The 17,642-nt window shown below is 65.3% G+C and carries 19 protein-coding genes and 1 pseudogene; 18 read left to right on the forward strand and 2 right to left on the reverse strand.

The annotated features are described in order from the left end of the window. The 8 genes from Q3C01_RS32710 to Q3C01_RS32745 all read left to right on the forward strand — a co-directional run. Window positions 1–287: crossover junction endodeoxyribonuclease RuvC (locus Q3C01_RS32710; RefSeq protein WP_458149394.1), on the forward strand; the 287-nt coding region annotated here is incomplete at its 5' end. After that, the gene (ruvA, locus tag Q3C01_RS32715; protein ID WP_458149395.1) at window positions 284–901 is read left to right on the forward strand and encodes a Holliday junction branch migration protein RuvA; all 618 of its coding nucleotides are present in this window, start codon (window positions 284–286) and stop codon (window positions 899–901) included. The genes Q3C01_RS32710 and ruvA, both read left to right, overlap by 4 nt. Before the next feature lie 46 nt (window positions 902–947). Further along, window positions 948–1,367 carry a cytidine deaminase gene (locus tag Q3C01_RS32720; RefSeq protein ID WP_458149396.1) on the forward strand — a complete coding sequence of 140 codons (420 nt, stop codon included), beginning with the start codon at window positions 948–950 and terminating at the stop codon, window positions 1,365–1,367. After that, window positions 1,364–2,413, forward strand: coding sequence for a Holliday junction branch migration DNA helicase RuvB (ruvB, locus tag Q3C01_RS32725; RefSeq protein ID WP_458149397.1), 1,050 nt, complete (start codon window positions 1,364–1,366; stop codon window positions 2,411–2,413). Before Q3C01_RS32720 ends, ruvB begins: the two co-directional genes overlap by 4 nt. A 312-nt stretch (window positions 2,414–2,725) precedes the next feature. Further along, a complete protein-coding gene (locus tag Q3C01_RS32730) occupies window positions 2,726–3,595 on the forward strand; it encodes a DUF6869 domain-containing protein (protein ID WP_458149398.1) in 870 nt (289 codons plus the stop codon). Window positions 3,596–3,680: 85 nt separating this feature from the next. Then, window positions 3,681–4,598: a metallophosphoesterase gene (locus Q3C01_RS32735; RefSeq protein ID WP_458149399.1), complete on the forward strand. Its 918-nt coding sequence runs from the start codon at window positions 3,681–3,683 to the stop codon at window positions 4,596–4,598. 69 nt (window positions 4,599–4,667) lie between these two features. After that, window positions 4,668–5,120: a tol-pal system-associated acyl-CoA thioesterase gene (gene ybgC, locus Q3C01_RS32740; RefSeq protein ID WP_458149400.1), complete on the forward strand. Its 453-nt coding sequence runs from the start codon at window positions 4,668–4,670 to the stop codon at window positions 5,118–5,120. 76 nt (window positions 5,121–5,196) lie between these two features. Next, window positions 5,197–5,664, forward strand: coding sequence for a nuclear transport factor 2 family protein (locus tag Q3C01_RS32745; protein ID WP_458149401.1), 468 nt, complete (start codon window positions 5,197–5,199; stop codon window positions 5,662–5,664). Between the two features lie 214 nt (window positions 5,665–5,878). On the opposite strand, the gene Q3C01_RS32750 is transcribed toward Q3C01_RS32745, so the two are convergent. Next, on the reverse strand, window positions 5,879–6,592 hold the full coding sequence (locus tag Q3C01_RS32750) for a type 1 glutamine amidotransferase (protein ID WP_458149402.1): 714 nt from the start codon (window positions 6,590–6,592) through the stop codon (window positions 5,879–5,881). 72 nt (window positions 6,593–6,664) lie between these two features. Next, window positions 6,665–7,582, reverse strand: coding sequence for a LysR family transcriptional regulator (locus Q3C01_RS32755; protein WP_458149403.1), 918 nt, complete (start codon window positions 7,580–7,582; stop codon window positions 6,665–6,667). A 151-nt stretch (window positions 7,583–7,733) separates the two neighbouring features. Between Q3C01_RS32755 and Q3C01_RS32760 the strand changes: the two genes are divergently transcribed. The 10 genes and pseudogenes from Q3C01_RS32760 to Q3C01_RS32805 all read left to right on the forward strand — a co-directional run bounded on the left by Q3C01_RS32760 (window position 7,734) and on the right by Q3C01_RS32805 (window position 17,629). Continuing rightward, window positions 7,734–8,690, forward strand: a complete 957-nt coding sequence (locus Q3C01_RS32760) for an N-carbamoyl-D-amino-acid hydrolase (RefSeq protein ID WP_458149404.1) — start codon at window positions 7,734–7,736, stop codon at window positions 8,688–8,690. Between the two features lie 19 nt (window positions 8,691–8,709). Beyond that, entirely contained in the window at window positions 8,710–9,537 is an 828-nt protein-coding gene (locus Q3C01_RS32765) for an ABC transporter substrate-binding protein (RefSeq protein WP_458149405.1), read from the forward strand. Then, a complete protein-coding gene (locus Q3C01_RS32770) occupies window positions 9,534–10,391 on the forward strand; it encodes an amino acid ABC transporter permease (RefSeq protein WP_458149406.1) in 858 nt (285 codons plus the stop codon). The genes Q3C01_RS32765 and Q3C01_RS32770 overlap by 4 nt, the downstream gene beginning before the upstream one ends. Further along, entirely contained in the window at window positions 10,388–11,152 is a 765-nt protein-coding gene (locus Q3C01_RS32775) for an amino acid ABC transporter ATP-binding protein (protein WP_458149407.1), read from the forward strand. Before Q3C01_RS32770 ends, Q3C01_RS32775 begins: the two co-directional genes overlap by 4 nt. A 14-nt stretch (window positions 11,153–11,166) precedes the next feature. Beyond that, window positions 11,167–11,982, forward strand: a complete 816-nt coding sequence (locus Q3C01_RS32780) for an ABC transporter substrate-binding protein (protein WP_458149408.1) — start codon at window positions 11,167–11,169, stop codon at window positions 11,980–11,982. Next, complete coding sequence (locus Q3C01_RS32785) at window positions 11,969–12,853, forward strand: polysaccharide deacetylase family protein (RefSeq protein ID WP_458149409.1); 885 nt, start codon at window positions 11,969–11,971, stop codon at window positions 12,851–12,853. Before Q3C01_RS32780 ends, Q3C01_RS32785 begins: the two co-directional genes overlap by 14 nt. Window positions 12,854–12,860: 7 nt before the next feature. Beyond that, window positions 12,861–13,517 (forward strand): aspartate/glutamate racemase family protein, encoded by a 657-nt coding sequence (locus Q3C01_RS32790; RefSeq protein ID WP_458149410.1) that lies wholly within the window; start codon window positions 12,861–12,863, stop codon window positions 13,515–13,517. Window positions 13,518–13,526: 9 nt separating this feature from the next. After that, window positions 13,527–14,846 (forward strand): dihydroorotase, encoded by a 1,320-nt coding sequence (locus Q3C01_RS32795; RefSeq protein WP_458149411.1) that lies wholly within the window; start codon window positions 13,527–13,529, stop codon window positions 14,844–14,846. Window positions 14,847–14,859: 13 nt separating this feature from the next. Continuing rightward, window positions 14,860–16,259: pseudogene (locus tag Q3C01_RS32800) on the forward strand (ABC transporter substrate-binding protein). Next, window positions 16,256–17,629, forward strand: a complete 1,374-nt coding sequence (locus Q3C01_RS32805) for an amidohydrolase family protein (RefSeq protein ID WP_458149412.1) — start codon at window positions 16,256–16,258, stop codon at window positions 17,627–17,629. The pseudogene Q3C01_RS32800 and the gene Q3C01_RS32805 overlap by 4 nt, the downstream one beginning before the upstream one ends. Window positions 17,630–17,642: the final 13 nt, after the last annotated feature.

The following is a 17,642-nucleotide window of genomic DNA, read 5'->3' on the forward strand; positions in this document are numbered from 1 at the left end:
ACAAGGACGGCGTCGCTACGTTGAAGCTCGGCCAGGCTCGCGGCGTCGCCATGCTGGCGCCCGCGATGTTCGGCATCACGGTGGCCGAATACGCGCCAAACCAGGTCAAGAAGACCGTGGTCGGCGCCGGTCACGCCGACAAGAACCAGATCGCAGTGATGCTGAAGATCCTCTTGCCCAAGGCCGAGCCGCCGTCCCCTGATGCCGCCGACGCTCTCGCCATCGCCATCACCCACGCCCATCATCGCCAAAGCGCCGCCCTGCGGCTGAAGGTGGTGGGCATATGATCGGCAAGCTCAAAGGCCTGATCGATTCCTATGGCGAGGATTTCGTGATCCTCGACGTCGGCGGCGTCGGCTACCAGGTGCATTGCTCGACGCGCACGCTGCAGCATCTGCCCTCACCCGGCGAAGCTGCCGTGCTGTCGATCGAAACCTACGTCCGAGAGGATCAGATCAAGCTGTTCGGCTTCCGCACCGACCAGGAGCGCGAATGGTTTCGCCTGCTTCAGACCGTGCAGGGCGTCGGAGCCAAGGTTGCCCTTGCCGTGCTCGGCACACTGTCGCCGCCTGACCTAGCGAATGCGATCGCACTGCGCGACAAGGCCGCGGTGTCGCGCACGCCGGGCGTCGGCCCCAAGGTCGCCGAGCGCATAGTCACTGAACTAAAGGATAAGGCGCCGGCCTTCGCCAATGTCGACCCGGCGGTCGTTCATCTTGCCGGCGCCGTCGACGACCAACGCGCCCCGCGCCCCGTTGCGGACGCGATCTCAGCGCTGGTCAATCTCGGCTACGGCCAGCCGCAGGCGGCGGCTGCCATTGCCACGGCGTCACGCAATGCCGGCGAGAATGCGGAAACCGCGCAGCTCATTCGCCTGGGTCTGAAAGAATTGTCGAAATAGACTATCCTGCGCGGCCGCTGACTGACGAAGGAACGCATTTTCCGCCATGCTGAGCAAAGAAGACAAGGAACTCATCGCCGCTGCGACCGCGGCGATCAGCCAACGTTATCGCAACGACTGGCAGGAGGTGGGGGCGGCGATGCGCACGCGCGACGGCCGCATCGTCACCGGCGTGAACATCGATGCCTATATCGGCCGCATCGCCGTCTGCGCCGAGGCGATCGCGATCGGACGTGCCATCACCGAGACCGGTGACCGCGGCATCGAGACCATCGTCGCGGTGCGTCATCCGAAGCCCGGCGAGCCCGGCGACATCGCCGTGGTCTCACCCTGCGGCATCTGCCGCGAGTTGATCCATGACTACGACGCCAAGGCGCGGGTCATCGTTCCCGACAACGGCCGCGAGCCGAAGGTCGCGAGCATCGGCGAGCTGTTGCCGAACAAGTACCGGCGAGGCAACGAGTGAACACCCCCTCCCGCATCGTCACGCCCGAGCGCCGCAGCGACGATGTCGGCGATACCGCGCTGCGCCCGCAATCGCTGACCGAATTCGTCGGCCAGCAGCAGGCGCGCAAGAATCTGTCCATCTTCATCGACGCGGCGCGCAAGCGCGGCGAGGCGCTGGATCACGTACTGTTCGTCGGTCCCCCCGGTCTTGGCAAGACCACGCTGGCGCAGATTGTGGCGCGCGAGCTCGGCGTCGGATTTCGCGCCACATCGGGCCCCGTGATCGCCAAGGCCGGCGATCTCGCCGCGCTTCTCACCAATCTCGAAGAGCGCGACGTGCTCTTCATCGACGAGATCCATCGCCTGAGCCCAGCCGTGGAAGAGGTGCTCTATCCCGCGATGGAGGATTTCCAGCTCGACCTCATCATCGGCGAGGGCCCGGCCGCGCGCTCGGTCAAGATCGAGCTCGCAAAGTTCACCCTCGTTGGCGCGACGACGCGTGCCGGTCTTCTCACCAATCCGCTACGCGATCGCTTCGGCATTCCGATCCGGCTGAACTTTTACACGATCGAAGAACTTGAAGGCATCGTCACCCGTGGCGCGCGCGTGCTCAACGTCGGAATGAGCCCGGACGGCGCCAACGAGATCGCGCGCCGCGCCCGCGGCACGCCGCGCATCGCCGGCCGCCTGCTCAGGCGGGTACGCGACTTTGCCTCTGCCGCCAACGCTGAAACCATCGATCGCGAGATCGCCGACCACGCGCTGAGCGCGCTGGAGGTCGATGCAGCGGGCCTGGACGCGATGGACCGGCGCTACCTCTCGACGATCGCGTTGAACTACGGCGGCGGCCCCGTCGGCGTCGAGACCATGGCCGCCGCGCTGTCCGAGCCGCGCGATGCCATCGAGGACATCATCGAGCCCTATCTGATCCAGTGCGGCTATCTCCAGCGCACCCCGCGCGGCCGCCTCCTCACGACGCATGCCTTCCGCCATCTCGGCCTCAGTGAGCCCTCGCGCGATACGGCACAGTTCGGCTTGTTCGGCACGGACGAGAGCGACGAGTAGTCTCATCTTATTGCGTCACTGGATCCTCTTGGTGAGGAGCGCGGAACGCGCGTTACCGGACGACGCTGCGTATCGCCACCGAACCATGAAGGGCCAGATCTTTCGGCGGCCATCCTTCGAGACACGCCGCTTGTCGCGGGCTCCTCACCTTATTTTCGGTCAGGCTCTCAGGATGAGCAGCAGAATGCTTGCGATCGCGCGAGACTAATTAGCTCGCGCAGACGTTGAACCCACCTGTTTCGTGCTCCCACTAATGCGGACGCGCGGCGATCGGGGTCGCCAGCGCACGCACATTGGCTGGAGTGGGAAAAAATGGGGCTGAGTGACCACGCAACATTACTTGCGAACATCGCGTCCGCACCGCAACTGCGGACGCCCGACGAGACCGAAGCTTTCCTCGATCCGATGCCGTTGGCCGAGCTGGCCTCGATGTGGTGCGCGCTTCAGCGCGTCAGCCGGCGCGACCAGGCCGGCAGCGTCTGGGCGCTGAAACTCTATTTCGATCATCTGCCGCATCGGCGGCCGCAACGCGCGCTCGATCTCATTCTCGACGTGCTGAAGACCGAGACCGACAAGCCGACGGTGATGCAGCTCAACGACAAATTCTTGCTGGCGCTGCTCTATGCCCATGGTGACGAGGTGGTTGTGCGGATCGAGCATGAGGCGAAGCACAATGCACGGCTGCGCTGGCTGCTCGGGGGCGTGCATTTCGGCAAGGAGGAGCCGCTGATGCAGCGCATCGCAGGGATCGCCAACGACGTAGCCTGGCACGCCGATCACCTGGCTCAGCGTACTCCGCGCGAGCCGCTCGATTGCGCCAGCATGTCGCTGTCCGAGTTGGCGCAGGCCTGGATCGAGCAATATTCCAGATCCGACCGCGACCAGGACGACAACTTGTTCGCCATCATGGATTTCGAGCGCGATTTGCGCGAGGACGACCCCGACCGGATGATCGACCTGATCCTGGAAATCCTTAAGATGGAGTCCAATCCCGTGCTGCTGTCGCTGCTGGCAGCCGGTCCGCTCGAGGACGTGATCAGCCTGCGCACCATCGACCGCATCGAGCGCGAGGCTCGCGCCGACAAACGCTTCCATGACTTGCTCGGCGGTGTCTGGTATTACCGGGCGTCCGACGAATTGAAGACGCGTCTGGATGCGCTCGTCGGCGTGAGGGACCGTTAACGTTTCTGCTGACGATCTGCACAAGCGCACCCCAATTCCGCTTCAATCGGAGGACATTGAGGCAAGGCATCACACCCGGTTCCGCATGATCTCTCGACGCGCTTTCTTTCGGTCCATCGGCGGTCTGTCCGCCGCCGGCGTTTCCACTGCGGCTTACGGCATCGGCGTCGAGCCGGAGCGGCTCCGCATCACCCGCTATCACCCGATGCCGAAGCAGTGGCCGGCGGACTTTCCGCTTCGCATCGCCGTGGTCGCCGACATCCATGCCTGCGATCCCTGGATGTCGCTGGAGCGCATCCAGGGCATCGTCGAGCACACCAACGCGCTGAACGCCGATCTCATCGTCATGCTCGGCGATTACGTGGCCGGCCACCACCACGTCACGCGGCTCATTCCGGCCGCCGAATGGGCCGCGGTGCTGGCAGGCCTCAAGGCCCCGCTCGGCGTTCACGCCATCATGGGCAATCACGATTATTGGGAAGACAAGGCGGTGCAGCGGATCCTGCGCGGCCCGACTGTCGCCCATCGCGCGCTGGAAGCTGCCGGTATTCCCGTCTACGAGAACGACGCCGTGCGCCTCACCAAGGACGGCCGCGCGTTCTGGCTTGCCGGGCTCGGCGATCAGCTTGCCTTTATGCCGGCGGCGCGTCAGCGCGCGGTGCCGCGTTTCGGCGCCGACGATCTCGCAGCGACCCTCGCCAAGGTCACCGACGATGCGCCGGTTATCCTGCTCGCGCACGAGCCCAACGTCGCGCTGCGCGTGCCCTCGCGCGTCGCGCTGCAACTCTCCGGCCACACCCATGGTGGCCAGGTGCGGGTGCTCGGCTGGTCGCCGGCGGTGCCGCCGCAGCACGGCATCCGGCTCGCCTACGGTCATCTGAAGCTGAAGTGCGACGTCATCATTTCCGGCGGTCTCGGCTGTAGCATCGTGCCGATGCGCGTCGGCGTCCCGCCCGAGATTGTCGAGGTGACGCTGGGGCGGACGGGGCAAACGATATCATAGCCGCCGCGCTTGCGCGGTCGGCCGATTTTGCGCAAAACGGGCCCCTCGACAGCGATAAAGGCTCGCGCCATGACTGCCCATCTCGACGGCGAGATCCGCGACGGTCGCCACCACATGCAGGTCCGCGTCTACTACGAGGACACGGATTTTTCCGGCATCGTCTATCACGCCAACTACCTGCGCTTCATGGAGCGCGGTCGCACCAATCATCTGCGGCTGATGGGCGCCGAGCAGCAGGCGCTGTTCGAGCAGGTCGAGACGGAAGACGCCGGCTTTGCGTTCGTCGTGCGCTCGATGCATCTGGATTTCCTCAAGCCTGCGCGCATGGACGACGTGCTCGACGTCGTAACCTGGCCGATCGCTGTGAAGGGTGCCTCGATCATGCTGGCGCAGGAGGTGCGGCGGGGCGAGGACGTGCTGGTGAAAGCGGAAGTGCGAGTCGCGTTCATCAGTGGCGGTCGCGCCCAGCCGATCCCGAAATCGATCCGCACGCTCATGAAGGCCGATGTGATTACGAAATGAGCCGATAGGGAAGGGTCTATCGACTTCCCTGCGCGCAAGGCTAGATTCGCGGCTCAACCCACCGATGAGGCCAGCCATGTCGCGTCCGCCGCTTCCGCCCTTCACCAGAGAGACCGCCGCGCAAAAGGCCCGCATAGCCGAGGATGCCTGGAACTCACGCGACCCGCAGCGTGTTGCGCTCGCCTACACCGAGGACAGCCGCTGGCGCAATCGCTCAGAGGTGTTTCGGGGGCGTGAAGCGATCGTGGCCTTTCTCACCCGCAAATGGGCGAAGGAGCTCGACTACCGCCTGATCAAGGACCTCTGGGCGTTCGACGGCAACCGTATCGCGGTGCGCTTTCAGTACGAATGGCACGATACGAGCGGCCAGTGGTATCGCTCCTACGGCAATGAGCAGTGGGAGTTCGACGAGCAGGGCCTGATGAAGCGCCGGGAGGCGTCGATCAACGACATCGCGATCGCCGAGAGTGACCGCCGCTTCCACTGGCCCGCGCCGGGGCCGCGGCCGGCGGATGTCGCGGGGCTGGGGAGCGATCCGTTCTAGCAGTTCGCGAGAGCGTATGAGCTTGGCGCTGCTTTTCCCTCTCCCCTCGCGGGAGAGGGTGGCTCGCCGCGCAGCGGCGAGACGGGTGAGGGTTTCTCTCCGCGTGTGATTGTCTCGCAGCGTGGCTCGCGGAGGCAACCCCTCATCCGGCGCTTCGCGCCACCTTCTCCACAAGGGGAGAAGGGAAGAGTCGCGTGTGGCGCGACCTCGCGGACTAAGGCGCCGATCGCCTCGTCAGAAACCTCGTGATGGCGCCACCGAGCTTCGCGCTGTCCAGCGGCTCGGCCAGCGACGCTTTCGCGGTGGCGACGACGTTGTCCGGCGCGTGGCCTTCGCGGAGCTCGCAGCAGACTTGCGCGAAGCCCGCGTCGAACTCCGGATGCGGCTGCACGGAGAGCGTCGTGCCGTTGGCGTATAGCAGGCCGGCATGCGGCGCGAATTCCGAATACAGGATCGTCCGCGCGTCCTGCGGCGGCTCGATGACCTGATCCTGGTGCGAGCAGGCGACGGCGAGCTGCTCGCCGTCGATGACGCCGTTGTTCGGCGCCACCTGATAGACGTGCCGGCCGATGCCCCAGCCTTTGTCTGACTTGCGCACGGTGCCGCCGAGCGCCTGCGCGATCAGTTGATGGCCGAAACAGACCCCGACCATCGGCGTCTTGTTGGCATGGCCGGCGCGCACGAATTCTTCGAGCGGCGCGATCCAGTCGAGCCCGTCATAGACGCCGGCCGCCGCGCCGGTGATCAGGATCGCCTCCAATTGGCGCGGGTCGGGGAGCGTCTCGCCATCGGGGATGCTCACGACGTCGAATGCAGCCGAGGGATCTTCAGCGCGGATCATGCGCTCGAACATGTCCGGAAAGGAGCCGTGGCGCTCGCGATGTTTGCGGGGGACGGCTCCGGTCTCGATGATGGTGATGCGTGCCATATGTCCTCGGTTAAGAACGGGTCCTCGGCCAAGAATGTGTCTTCGGTTGAGAGATCGGGTGCCTGCACAAGCTCAGTCGCGCTGTGCCTCCCGTGGCGTGCCGTTTGCCAGAAGCCTGCTCTCCTTGCGAACCTCGTCGAGGAAGGCCTTGGCCAGCCGCGACAGCGGTTCTGCTTCCGACCACAGCATATAGGCGACCGCGCGCGTCGTCGGCGCGAACGGCCGCACGACGAGGCCGTTGCCGCCGTTCTGTCGCGGCGAAAATGGATCGACCACGGCTGCGCCGACGCCGGCGGCCGCGAGCACGCAGGCCGTGTTGCAGTAGCGCACCTCGACGGTCGGCTGGAACGGCGCGCCGGCGCGCGCAAAACTGTCGCGCACGGCTTCACCTAACCGTGTGCCGCGCTCGAGCCCGATGAAGGGTAGCCCAACGAGATCGGACGCGGAGACGATCGGCTCCCCGGCCAGCGGATGTTGTGGCGGCAGCACGCAGACCATCTCGCCGGTATGCACCACCTCATGCGCGATGCCGGGATGATGGGTGAGGCCGAGCGCGAAGCCGAGCTCGGCGACATGGCTCAGCACGCCTTCGATGATACCCTCGTAGCGACGAACGTCGAAAAACACCCGCGTCTCCGGACGGCGTCGCAGAAAGCCGGACAGGGCAGAGGGGATGATGCTGTAGGCGAGCGGCGGCGTTGCCACGAGCGACAGATGACCCGAGCGGTTCTCCCGCAAATCGCGCACGCGGCTTTCGAGCTTGGCATGCAGTGCGAAGATCGCCTCGCTCTCCTTGTAGAGCGCCATCGCTTCCGCGGTCGGGAACAGGCGGTTGTTGACGCGCTCGAACAGCGCAAAGCCGGCCTGCGCCTCCATCGTCTTCAGCGCGTTGCTGACCGCGGGCTGCGAGAGCGCCAACTCGTCCGCCGCCGCGACCGTGGTGCGGTGGCGAATGACGGCACGCAGGATCTCGAGCTGGCGCAGGTTCATATAAACCCCGATTATACTCTCGGCCAAAATATCATAGCACAATGAATTGCTTTTCAACTCCCGTTTCCGCGTAATGGCCGCGGATTTGCACGCTGGATCAAAGAGTTCTGTCGCCCAATGAGGCAGCAGCGCGCACAGATTGGAGGCAGTCTTGGTTCGTGTCCTTCGCGCCGCCGCCGCCCAGATGGGGCCGACGCAAAAAGCCGATACGCGCGCGCATACGCTTGACCGGATGCTGAAGCTCCTTGAGGAGGCAGCCGCGCGCGGCGCCAGCCTCGTGGTATTTCCGGAGCTTGCCTTCACCACCTTCTTTCCGCGCTGGCTGCTCGAAGGCGCAGCGCTTGACCATTATTTCGAGCGCGGCATGCCGAACCCGGCCGTCGCACCGCTGTTCGAACGCGCGCGTGCGCTCCGCGTCGGCTTTTATGTCGGCTATGCCGAGCTGACGGCGGACGGCCGCCGCTACAATTGCTCCGTCCTGGTCGATCGCGACGGCGAGATTCTCGGCCGCTATCGCAAGGTGCATCTGCCAGGCTCGGTCGAGCCGCGGCCGGGCGCGCGCTACCAGCAGCTCGAAAAGCGCTACTTCGAATATGGCGATCTCGGCTTTCCCGCCTTCCGCGCTGGCTCGGCCTGGGCCCACGCGATCATGGGTATGATGATCTGCAACGACCGGCGTTGGCCGGAATCCTGGCGCGTGCTGGGCCTGCAAGGCGTCGAGCTCGTCTGTATCGGCTACAATTCGGCGGCCTATGATCCCAATGGCGGCACGACGGAAGACGCGAGCCTTCGCACCTTCCATTCGACGCTGGTGACCCAGGCCAACGCCTACATGAACGCGACCTGGGCGATCTCGGTGGCGAAGGCCGGCGACGAGGACGGCTCCGGATTGATTGGCGGCTCCTGCATCGTCGATCCCAACGGCCGCATCGTCGCGCAGGCCGAGACGCTCGCCGACGAGGTGATCGTTGCCGACATCGATCTCGACCTCTGCCGCCAAGGCAAGGACAAGATGTTCAACTTCGCCGCCCACCGGCGGCCGGAGCAATACAGGGTGATCACTGAACGCGCCGGCGTCATCGAGCCGGCCGTTCTCGACGCGGACTAGCGTTGGCAAAGGAGCTGACATGACACGCCTCTCGCATTTCCTCGCCTTCGCAGCCTTGGCTGCCGTGACGTCCGCGCAGGCGGCAGAGCTTCCGGCGGAGATCAAGCAGGCGGGCACGTTGAAGCTCACGGTCAATTCGACCTATGCGCCGATGGAATATCGCGATCCCGCGACGGGCGAGCTGGTCGGGCTCGACATCGACCTTGCAAACGAGCTCGCCAAGCGACTCGGCGGCCTCAAGATCGTCTGGAGCGAGACGCCGTTTGCCGAGCTGATCCCCTCGCTCCAGACCAAGCGGGCCGATTTCATCATCAGCGGCATCTCGGACCGCGCCTCGCGGCGTGAGACTGCGGATTTCGTCGACTATCTGACGACTGGACCGCAGTTCTTCGTCATGGCCGAGAGCGAGGCGAAAGCTACGGCCGATCTCTGCGGCAAGAAGGTCGGCACCACGCGCAGCACCAGCTTTCCTGTCGAGATCGAGAAGTGGAGCAAGCAGAATTGCGAGGCGGCCGGCAAGCCGGCGATCCAGTACGTCCCCGGCGAGAACTCGATCGACGTCCGCAACCAGCTCAAGCAGGGCCGCATCGATGCCGCCGTGCAGGGCAGCGAGACCTTGCCCTATGCGCAATCGCAGGAGGCCGGCAAATATCGCGTCGTCGGCGAGCCCTTCGCGAAGGGATTTCAGGGCATCATGTTCCGCAAGGATGATGCGGCGCTCCGCGAGGTGGTGACGGAAAAGCTCGCCGCCATGATCGCCGATGGATCCTACAAGGCCGTTCTCGACAAATGGGGGTTGGGCGCGAACGCCGTCGAGAAGCCCTTGATGAACGCGGCGCCGCAATGAAGGCCGCGCCGGCACTCGCGGAGGGATTTCCCGACCTGTCCGGGCTGCACGTCGCGCGCGAACCGCACTGGTTTCGCTGGCTCAGCGCGGCGCTGATCGTTCTGGTGCTGGCTGCCATTGGCCGCGCCTTCGCGGGCGGCCAGATCGAATGGTCCTATGTCAGCCGCTTCCTGACGGCCAAAGTGATCCTCGAGGGTATCGTCAACACCATGGTGATGGCCGTGCTCGCGATGGCGCTTGGCATCCTTCTTGGCGTGGTTGTCGCGATCATGCGGCTGTCGCCGAACCCGGTGCTGAAATCCGTTGCCGCGGGTTACACCTGGCTGTTTCGCGGCACGCCGCTGATCCTTCAGCTCTTGTTGTGGTTCAATCTCGCGCTGGTGTTCCCGACCATCGGCATTCCCGGCCTGTGGAGCGCGCGCGCGGTCGACGTCATGACGCCGTTCCTCGCGGCACTGCTCGGGCTCGGCATCAACCAGGGCGCCTACACCTCCGAGGTGATGCGCGCCGGCATGCTGTCGGTCGACATCGGGCAATATGAGGCGGCTCAGGCGATCGGCATGGGCCGCTTGCGCGCGCTGCGCCGGATCATTCTGCCGCAGGCGATGCGGGTGGTGATTCCGCCGATCGGCAACGAGTTCATCGGCCTCGTCAAGGCGACCTCGCTGGCCAGCGTCATCCAGTATCCGGAGGTGCTGCACAACGCCGAGAACATCTATTACGCCAACTCGCGCGTGATCGAGCTCCTGATCGTCGCAGGGCTCTGGTATCTCCTGGTGGTGTCGATCCTGACGCCGCTCCAGATGCTGCTCGAGCGACGCTTTGCCCGTGGCACATTGCGGTTCGCCCGATGACAAAGCCCCTCGTCGCGATCCGCTCCGTCAGCAAGCATTTTGGAGAGTTCCAGGCTCTCAGAAGCGTTTCACTCGACGTGTGGCCCGGCGAGGTGATGTGCCTGATCGGTGCGTCCGGCTCGGGCAAGACGACGCTGCTCCGCTGCGTCAATCAGCTCACGACGATCGACAGCGGCGGCATCTGGCTCGATGGCGAGCTGCTCGGCGTCCGTGAGGAGGGCGGGCGGCTCTATCGCCTGACCGAGCGGCAGATCGCGCGGCAGCGGTTGAAGACCGGCATGGTGTTCCAGCGCTTCAACCTGTTTCCGCACAAGACGGCGCTGGAGAACATCACCGAAGGCCCGGTGCAGGTGCAGGGCCGAAAATCAGACGAGGTGCGCGGCGAAGCCATCGAGCTCCTCAAGCGTGTTGGCCTTGCCACCAAAGCTGATTCTTATCCCGCGCAGCTCTCCGGCGGCCAGCAGCAGCGCGTCGCGATCGCGCGGGCGCTCGCGATGAAGCCGATGCTGATGCTGTTCGACGAGCCGACCAGCGCGCTCGATCCCGAGCTCGTCGGCGAGGTGCTCGCGGTGATGAAGGAGCTCGCGCAAAGCGGCATGACCATGATGGTGGTGACGCATGAGCTCGGCTTCGCCCGCGAGGTTGCCGACCGCGTCGTCTACATGGACCAGGGCGCGATCGTCGAATCCGGGACTGCATCGGACGTGCTCGGCGCGCCGCGCGAGGCGCGCACCAAGGCTTTTCTCTCGGCGGTGATCTGAATGGGGGCGTTTTGATGATGAGAGTGTTGGTTGCGGCGGCGCTGGTGTGTGCCACGACGGCAGCAGTGATGGCGATCGAGCTGCCGCCCGAGATCGCCAAACGCGGCAGCATCAAGGTCGCGCTGGTGCCGAACTATCCGCCGATGGAGTTCCGCGATCCTGCCACCAACGCGCTGTCCGGCTTCGACATCGATCTCGGCGAGGCGCTCGGCCGCAAGCTCGGCGTCAAGATCGAGTGGCAGGAGACCAGTTTCGCCGAGTTCATGCCGTCGATCTCGACCGGCCGGGCGGACGCTATCCTGTCCGGCTTCACCGATTATGCGAACCGGCACGAGATCGCTTCGTTCGTCGATTATTTGCGCAGCGGTCCGAAATTCTTCGTGCAGCAATCCCGCGCAGCCGAGTTCAAGGACATGGCCGCGCTCTGCGGCAAGAAGGTCGGCGCCAGCCGCCGTACCTCGTTCCCGGCCGAGATCACGGCGTGGAGCGAGAAGCATTGCGGCAGCAATCCGATCCAGGTCGTCGGCACCGACGGCTCGGCGGATGCGCGCACGCAGCTCAGGCAGGGACGCGTCGACGCCGCCGTGCAGGGCAACGAGACGCTGCCCTACATCATGGACCTCGAGCCCGGCGTCTACGCGGCAGTTGGCGAGACCATCGCCCAGCAATTCACCGGCATCGCGCTGCCGGTCAAGGAAAAGGCATTGCAGCGGGCAATGGTCGAGGCACTCGATGCGCTGATCGCCGACGGCACCTATCTTACGCTCCTGGCGAAATGGAAATTGAACGACAACGGAATAGAGAGGGCGACCATCAATGCTGGACAGTAAGGCACTTCAAAGCATCCCGCTCGTCCCGGCGAACACCGCGGACCCTGCGCCGCACTATCCTTGGCCAAAATCCTATACGTCTGCGATGTTCCTCTCATTCGACGTCGATGCGGAGAGCGCATGGACCAGCAAGGACGCCGTGCATGCGCAGCGCCTGATCACCATGAGCTATGGCGGTTACGAGGCCCGCGTCGGCACGCCAAAATTGCTGGAGCTGCTCGATCAGCTCGATCTCAAGGCGACGTTCTTCGTCACGGGATGGTCGGTCGATGCGCATCCGGCCATGGCCGAATCGATCCTCAAGGCTGGCCACGAGATCGGCCATCACGGCTATCATCATCTCCTGCCAGATCCCGGCGATCCCTGGATCGAGGACGAGCTCGAGCGTGGTTTCGAGGCGCTGAAGCGCCGGCTCGGCGTCAAGCCGATCGGCTATCGCGCACCCTATGGCGAGTTCACCGAGGAGTTGCGCGTCGCGCTGGTGCGTCACGGCATCGTTTATACTTCCTCGTTCCGTGACGACGTCAGGCCCTATCGCCATCGCCTCGCCGACGGCAAGCCGGGCACGATCGAATTGCCGGTGACCGCGAGCTATGACGACTGGATGCATGGCCTTTCCGCCCGCTTCAGCCCGCGCTCGATCTTCCCCAAGGAGCACGTGCTCTCGATCTGGAAGGACGAGCTCGACGAGGTCCGCGACTGGGGCGCGATGGTGACGACCGTGCTGCATCCGCAATGCAGCGGACGTCCCATGCGACTTCGTCTGTTGCGCGAATTCTTGACCTACGCAAAATCCTGTCCAGACCTCTGGATCACGACGGGCGAGGCCATCGCCGCGAACTTCCAGCGCCATGAGGCCGCCAAGCGTTGAGCCAGGTATGACCCGCCGTCGCATCCTCACGATCAACCCGAACTCCTCCGCCGCGGTCACGGCGGCGATCGACGAGGCCGTTGCGCCGCTCAGGATTCCCGGCGGGCCGGAGATCGTGGTGGTGGGTTTGCCCGAGGGCCCGACCAGCATCACCTCGCAGCGCGACGCCGACAGCGTCGTCATGCCGCTGGTCAACCGCGTTGCACGCGAGGATGCCGACGCCTTCGTGCTCGCCTGCTTCAGCGATCCCGGCCTGCATGCGGTGCGCGAGGCGGCCGGCGGCCGCCCGGTGATGGGCATTGCCGAATGGGGTATCTTGCGCGCGCTGACGCTCGGCGAGCGCTTCGGCATCATCGCGCTGTCGCCTTCGAGCATTCGTCGCCAGCAGCGCATGGTGCGGCAGATGGGCTTAGAGGCCCGCTATGCCGGAAGCTGGTCGGTCGGCGCGAGCGCGGCGGAAACGGCGAGCGCCGATATCCGTGGGCGCTTGATCGAGGCGGGCCGCGCGCTGGTCACGCAGGCCCGAGCCGACGTCGTCGTGATGGGTTGCGCCGGCATGGCCTCGCATCGCGCCGCGATCGAGGACGCGATCGGCGTTCCCGTGGTCGAGCCGGCGCAGCAGGCGGTCGCCGCGGCGATCGGGGCGGTGTTGTTGAAAGCATGAAGGTGAACGATGCATTTTGACCTCCTGATCCGGAACGGCACCTGCGTCACGCCCTGGGGCGAGGAAGCCGCCAACGTCGGCATCTCCGGCGGACGCATCGCGACGCTGTCCGCGGCCACAGCCGACACGGCCGATCAGGTCATCGACGCTAGCGGCCTTCACGTCCTGCCCGGCCTGATCGACAGCCACGTCCATCTGCGCGATCCTGGCGATGCGACGGTGGAAACGCTGGGCACCGGCACGCGCGCTGCCGTGCTCGGCGGCATCGCTACCCTGTTCGACATGCCCAACACCAATCCGCCGATCGTTGACCAGGAGCGGCTCGACTGGAAGCGCGGCTACGCGGAAGCGCAGAGCTTTTGCGACATCGGCCTCTACATCGCCGGCGCCAAGACGAATATCGATCAGCTTGCGCATCTCGAAAGCGAGCATGGCGTGTGCGCGATCAAGGTGTTCGCCGGCTCGTCCACCGCCTCGTTGCTGGTCGAGGACGATGAGCATCTGGAAAAGTTGATGCGCGCGGGGCGTCGCCGCATCGCCTATCACAGCGAGGACGAATATCGCCTCCAGGCGCGGAAGCCGATGTTTTCGCGCGGCATGCCGCATCGCTCGCACATGGAGTGGCGCGACGAGGAATGCGCCTTCCTCGGCACCCGCCGCCTGATGGCGCTGGCGCGAAAGACGGGGCGGCCTGCGCACATCCTCCACGTCTCCACGGCGGAGGAGCTGAGCTATTTGCGCGATTATCGCGACGTCGCGACCGTCGAGGTGCTGGTCAACCATCTGACGCAGGTGGCGCCGGAATGCTATGACACGCTGAAGGGCTTCGGCGTGATGAACCCACCGATCCGCGGCGAGCGGCATCGCGAGGCGAGCTGGGCCGCGGTGCGCGACGGCATCGTCGACACCATCGGCAGCGATCACGCGCCACATTCGCGCAGCGCCAAGGAGCAGCCGTGGCCGGATTGCCCAGCGGGCCTCACCGGCGTGCAGACGCTCGTTCCCGTGATGCTCGATCACGTCAATGCCGGCCGGCTGTCGCTGCCACGGATGGTCGATCTGATGGCCGCTGGTCCCGCACGGGTCTGCGGCCTCGTCGGCAAGGGAAGGCTCGCCGCCGGTTACGATGCCGACTTCACGCTGGTGGACATGAAGGCGAAGCGCACCATCGAGGACTCCTGGATCGTCTCGCCCTGCGGCTGGACGCCGTTTGCGGGCAAGAAGATCACGGGCTGGCCAGTGGCCACCATCGTGCGCGGCCACACCGTCATGCGCGACGACGAGGTGCAGGGCGCCCCAATCGGCTGCCTCGCGCGCTTTGTGTCCTAGGAGTCTCGTTTAAATGCCGATCACTCGCCGCTCCCTGCTCAAGGCCGCAGCCGCCGCGCCAGCGCTGTCGCTGCCTGGAATTTTGCGCGCCGAGGAGCAGACCACGCTGCGCTTCATTCCGGTGATCGATCTCGCGTTCGTCGACCCGATCTATTCGACGGCGCAGGTCTCGCGCAACCACGGCTTCATGGTCTACGATACGCTCTATGGCATGAGCGCATCGCTCCAGGTCTCGCCGCAGATGCTGTCGGGTCATGTCATCTCCAATGACGGGCTGCAGTGGGACCTCACCCTGCGCGACGGCCTGTTCTGGCACGATGGTGAGCGCGTGCTGGCGCGCGATTGCGTCGCGAGCATTCGTCGCTGGGCGGCGCGCGACGGCTTTGGCGGCGAGCTGATGGAGGCAACTGATGAGCTTCTGTCTCTTATACACATCGTAACGCCTATGCCCGCTTCGACCGTTATCAGCCGCGCAGCGACGGCAAGCCGGATTGGACCGCAGGCCCAAAGATCGTGCATTACGACCGCGTGGTCTGGACCACCACGCCGGACGCCGGCACCGGCGTCGCTGCGCTCCAGACCGGCGAGCAGGATTGGCAGGAAACCACACCGCACGATCTGTTGCCGGTGATCAAGGCTGCCGGGGACATCGAAACGCGCGTGCTCGATCCGCGTGGCTACGCCTGCATGCTGCGGCTCAATCATCTCCAGCCGCCGTTCGATAATCCCGCGGTTCGCCGTGCATTGCTCGGCGCGATCGACCAGTCGTCGTTCATGACGGCGGTCGCGGGCACTGATCTCACATATCAGGTGTCGCCGATCGGCTTTTTTGCCCCTGGCACGCCGATGGCGAGCGAGGTCGGGCTCGACGTCTTCCGTGGTCCGCGCGACTACGCCAAGGTCAAAGCCGATCTGAAGGCTGCCGGCTACAATGGCGAGAAGATCGTGCTGCTCGTGCCCACCAATTCGCTGGCGCAGCGCCCGCTCGGCGAGATCGCCGCCGATACGCTGCGCAAGGCCGGCATGAACGTCGAATACGCCGCGCTCGATTTCGCCGTCGTGCTGCAACGCCAGTTGAAGAAGGAGCCGATCGGGCAGGGCGGCTGGAGCGCCGCGGTCGGCAACTGGCAGGGCATCGACTGGCTCAATCCCGCGGGGAATACCAACTTGCGCGGCGAAGGCAAGGTCGCCGGCTGGTACAAAAGCGAGAAGATGGGCGCTCTTCGCAGCGAGTGGCTTGCTGCCTCTGAGCTCGGCGAGCAGCAGCGCATCTGCCACGATATCCAGGCGCTGGCCTTCGATGAGATTCCCTATCTTCCGATCGGCCTGTACAAGCAGCCGACCGCCTATCGCAAGTCCATCACCGGCATTCTCGACGGCACCGCCGTCTTCTGGAACGTACGCCCCGCATGAGCACAATCGCGATCTTCGGCAGCTATGTCTTGGCCCGCAAGGACGACGCGCAGGATGTCTTGCGCGACCATTGGGTGCTGGTCGAGGGCAAGAGGATCGCCGCGGTCACGCGCGACAAGCCGCGCGCAGATCAAGTCTATGACCGTCCCGGCCGTTTCATCCTGCCGGGCCTGCTGAACCTGCACAATCATTGCTTCAGCGAGGCGGTGGCGCGCAGCCACACCGAGGACGGCAACGGCCGGCGCAATAACCAGAGTATCGTCTACACGGTGCTGTTGCCCCTGACCAAGCGCGGCGCCGATCTGCTGTCGCCTGTAGAGCGTCTCGCCGTGGCGCGGCTCGGTATCCTCCAGCTCCTGAAGGGCGGCGCCACCACGGTGATGGAGCCGTTCCGCAATTCGATCCCGGAGATGTTCGACGCCGCCGAGGAGATGGGCATCCGTTTCTACGGCGCGCCCTATCTGTTCTCGACATCAGATGCCAAGGCGGGTCCCGACGGCCTGGTCCGCTATGCGGGCGACGACGGTACGGCTGATATGGCGACCTGGGACGCGCTCTATCAGCGCTGGAATGGCCGCGGCGAGAGCCGCATCGGCCTTGCGATGAGCCCGCATGCGACGGACACCTGCGGGCCCGATCTGCTGAAAGCCTGTGCTGCAAGGGCGCGCGAGCTTGATGTGCCCATCACGACCCATCTGGCGCAGAGCCAGGCCGAGGTCGAAACCATCGGCAAGCGCTATGGTGGCCGCACGCCAGCGGAATATCTGGATTGGCTCGGCCTCCTTGCGCCGGACCTGCTCGCCGCGCACTGTATAGCCAGCACCGATGACGATCTGAAGCTGATGGCCGCGCGCGGCGCGACCGTGCTGAACTGCCCGCGCGTGTTTGCGCGCGCCGGCGTGACCGCGGCATTCAGTCGCTTCGCCGGCCATGGCGTCCGCACCGTGGTCGGCACCGACGGCTACAACATGGACCTGCTCGGCGAGCTCAACGCCGCCTCGCTCATTTCCAAGACGTCGTCGCAGCGCGCCGATGTCGCGAATTCCCCCGAGCTGATCGAGTCGATCACGGCAACCGCTGCCGACATCATCAAGCGGCCCGATCTCGGCCGGATTGCGCCGGGCGCGACCGCCGATCTCACGGTCGTCGATCTCACCCACCCGCATTTGCAGCCACTCTTCGATGTCAGGCGCGCATTGGTCGCGCTCGCAAACCGCGCCAACATCGATCAGGTTGTCGTCGATGGCCGCGTGCTGATCGATGCTGGCCGCTACGTTCATGGCGATGAAGCCGTGATCACCTCGCAAGGCGCGGCCGCGATCGGGAAGATCTGGGATCTGCCGGAGGCGCAGGCCGCCTTCAACGGCTGAGCCGCGCGCATCC

The sequence above is a fragment of the Bradyrhizobium sp. UFLA05-109 genome (genome assembly GCF_054185165.1).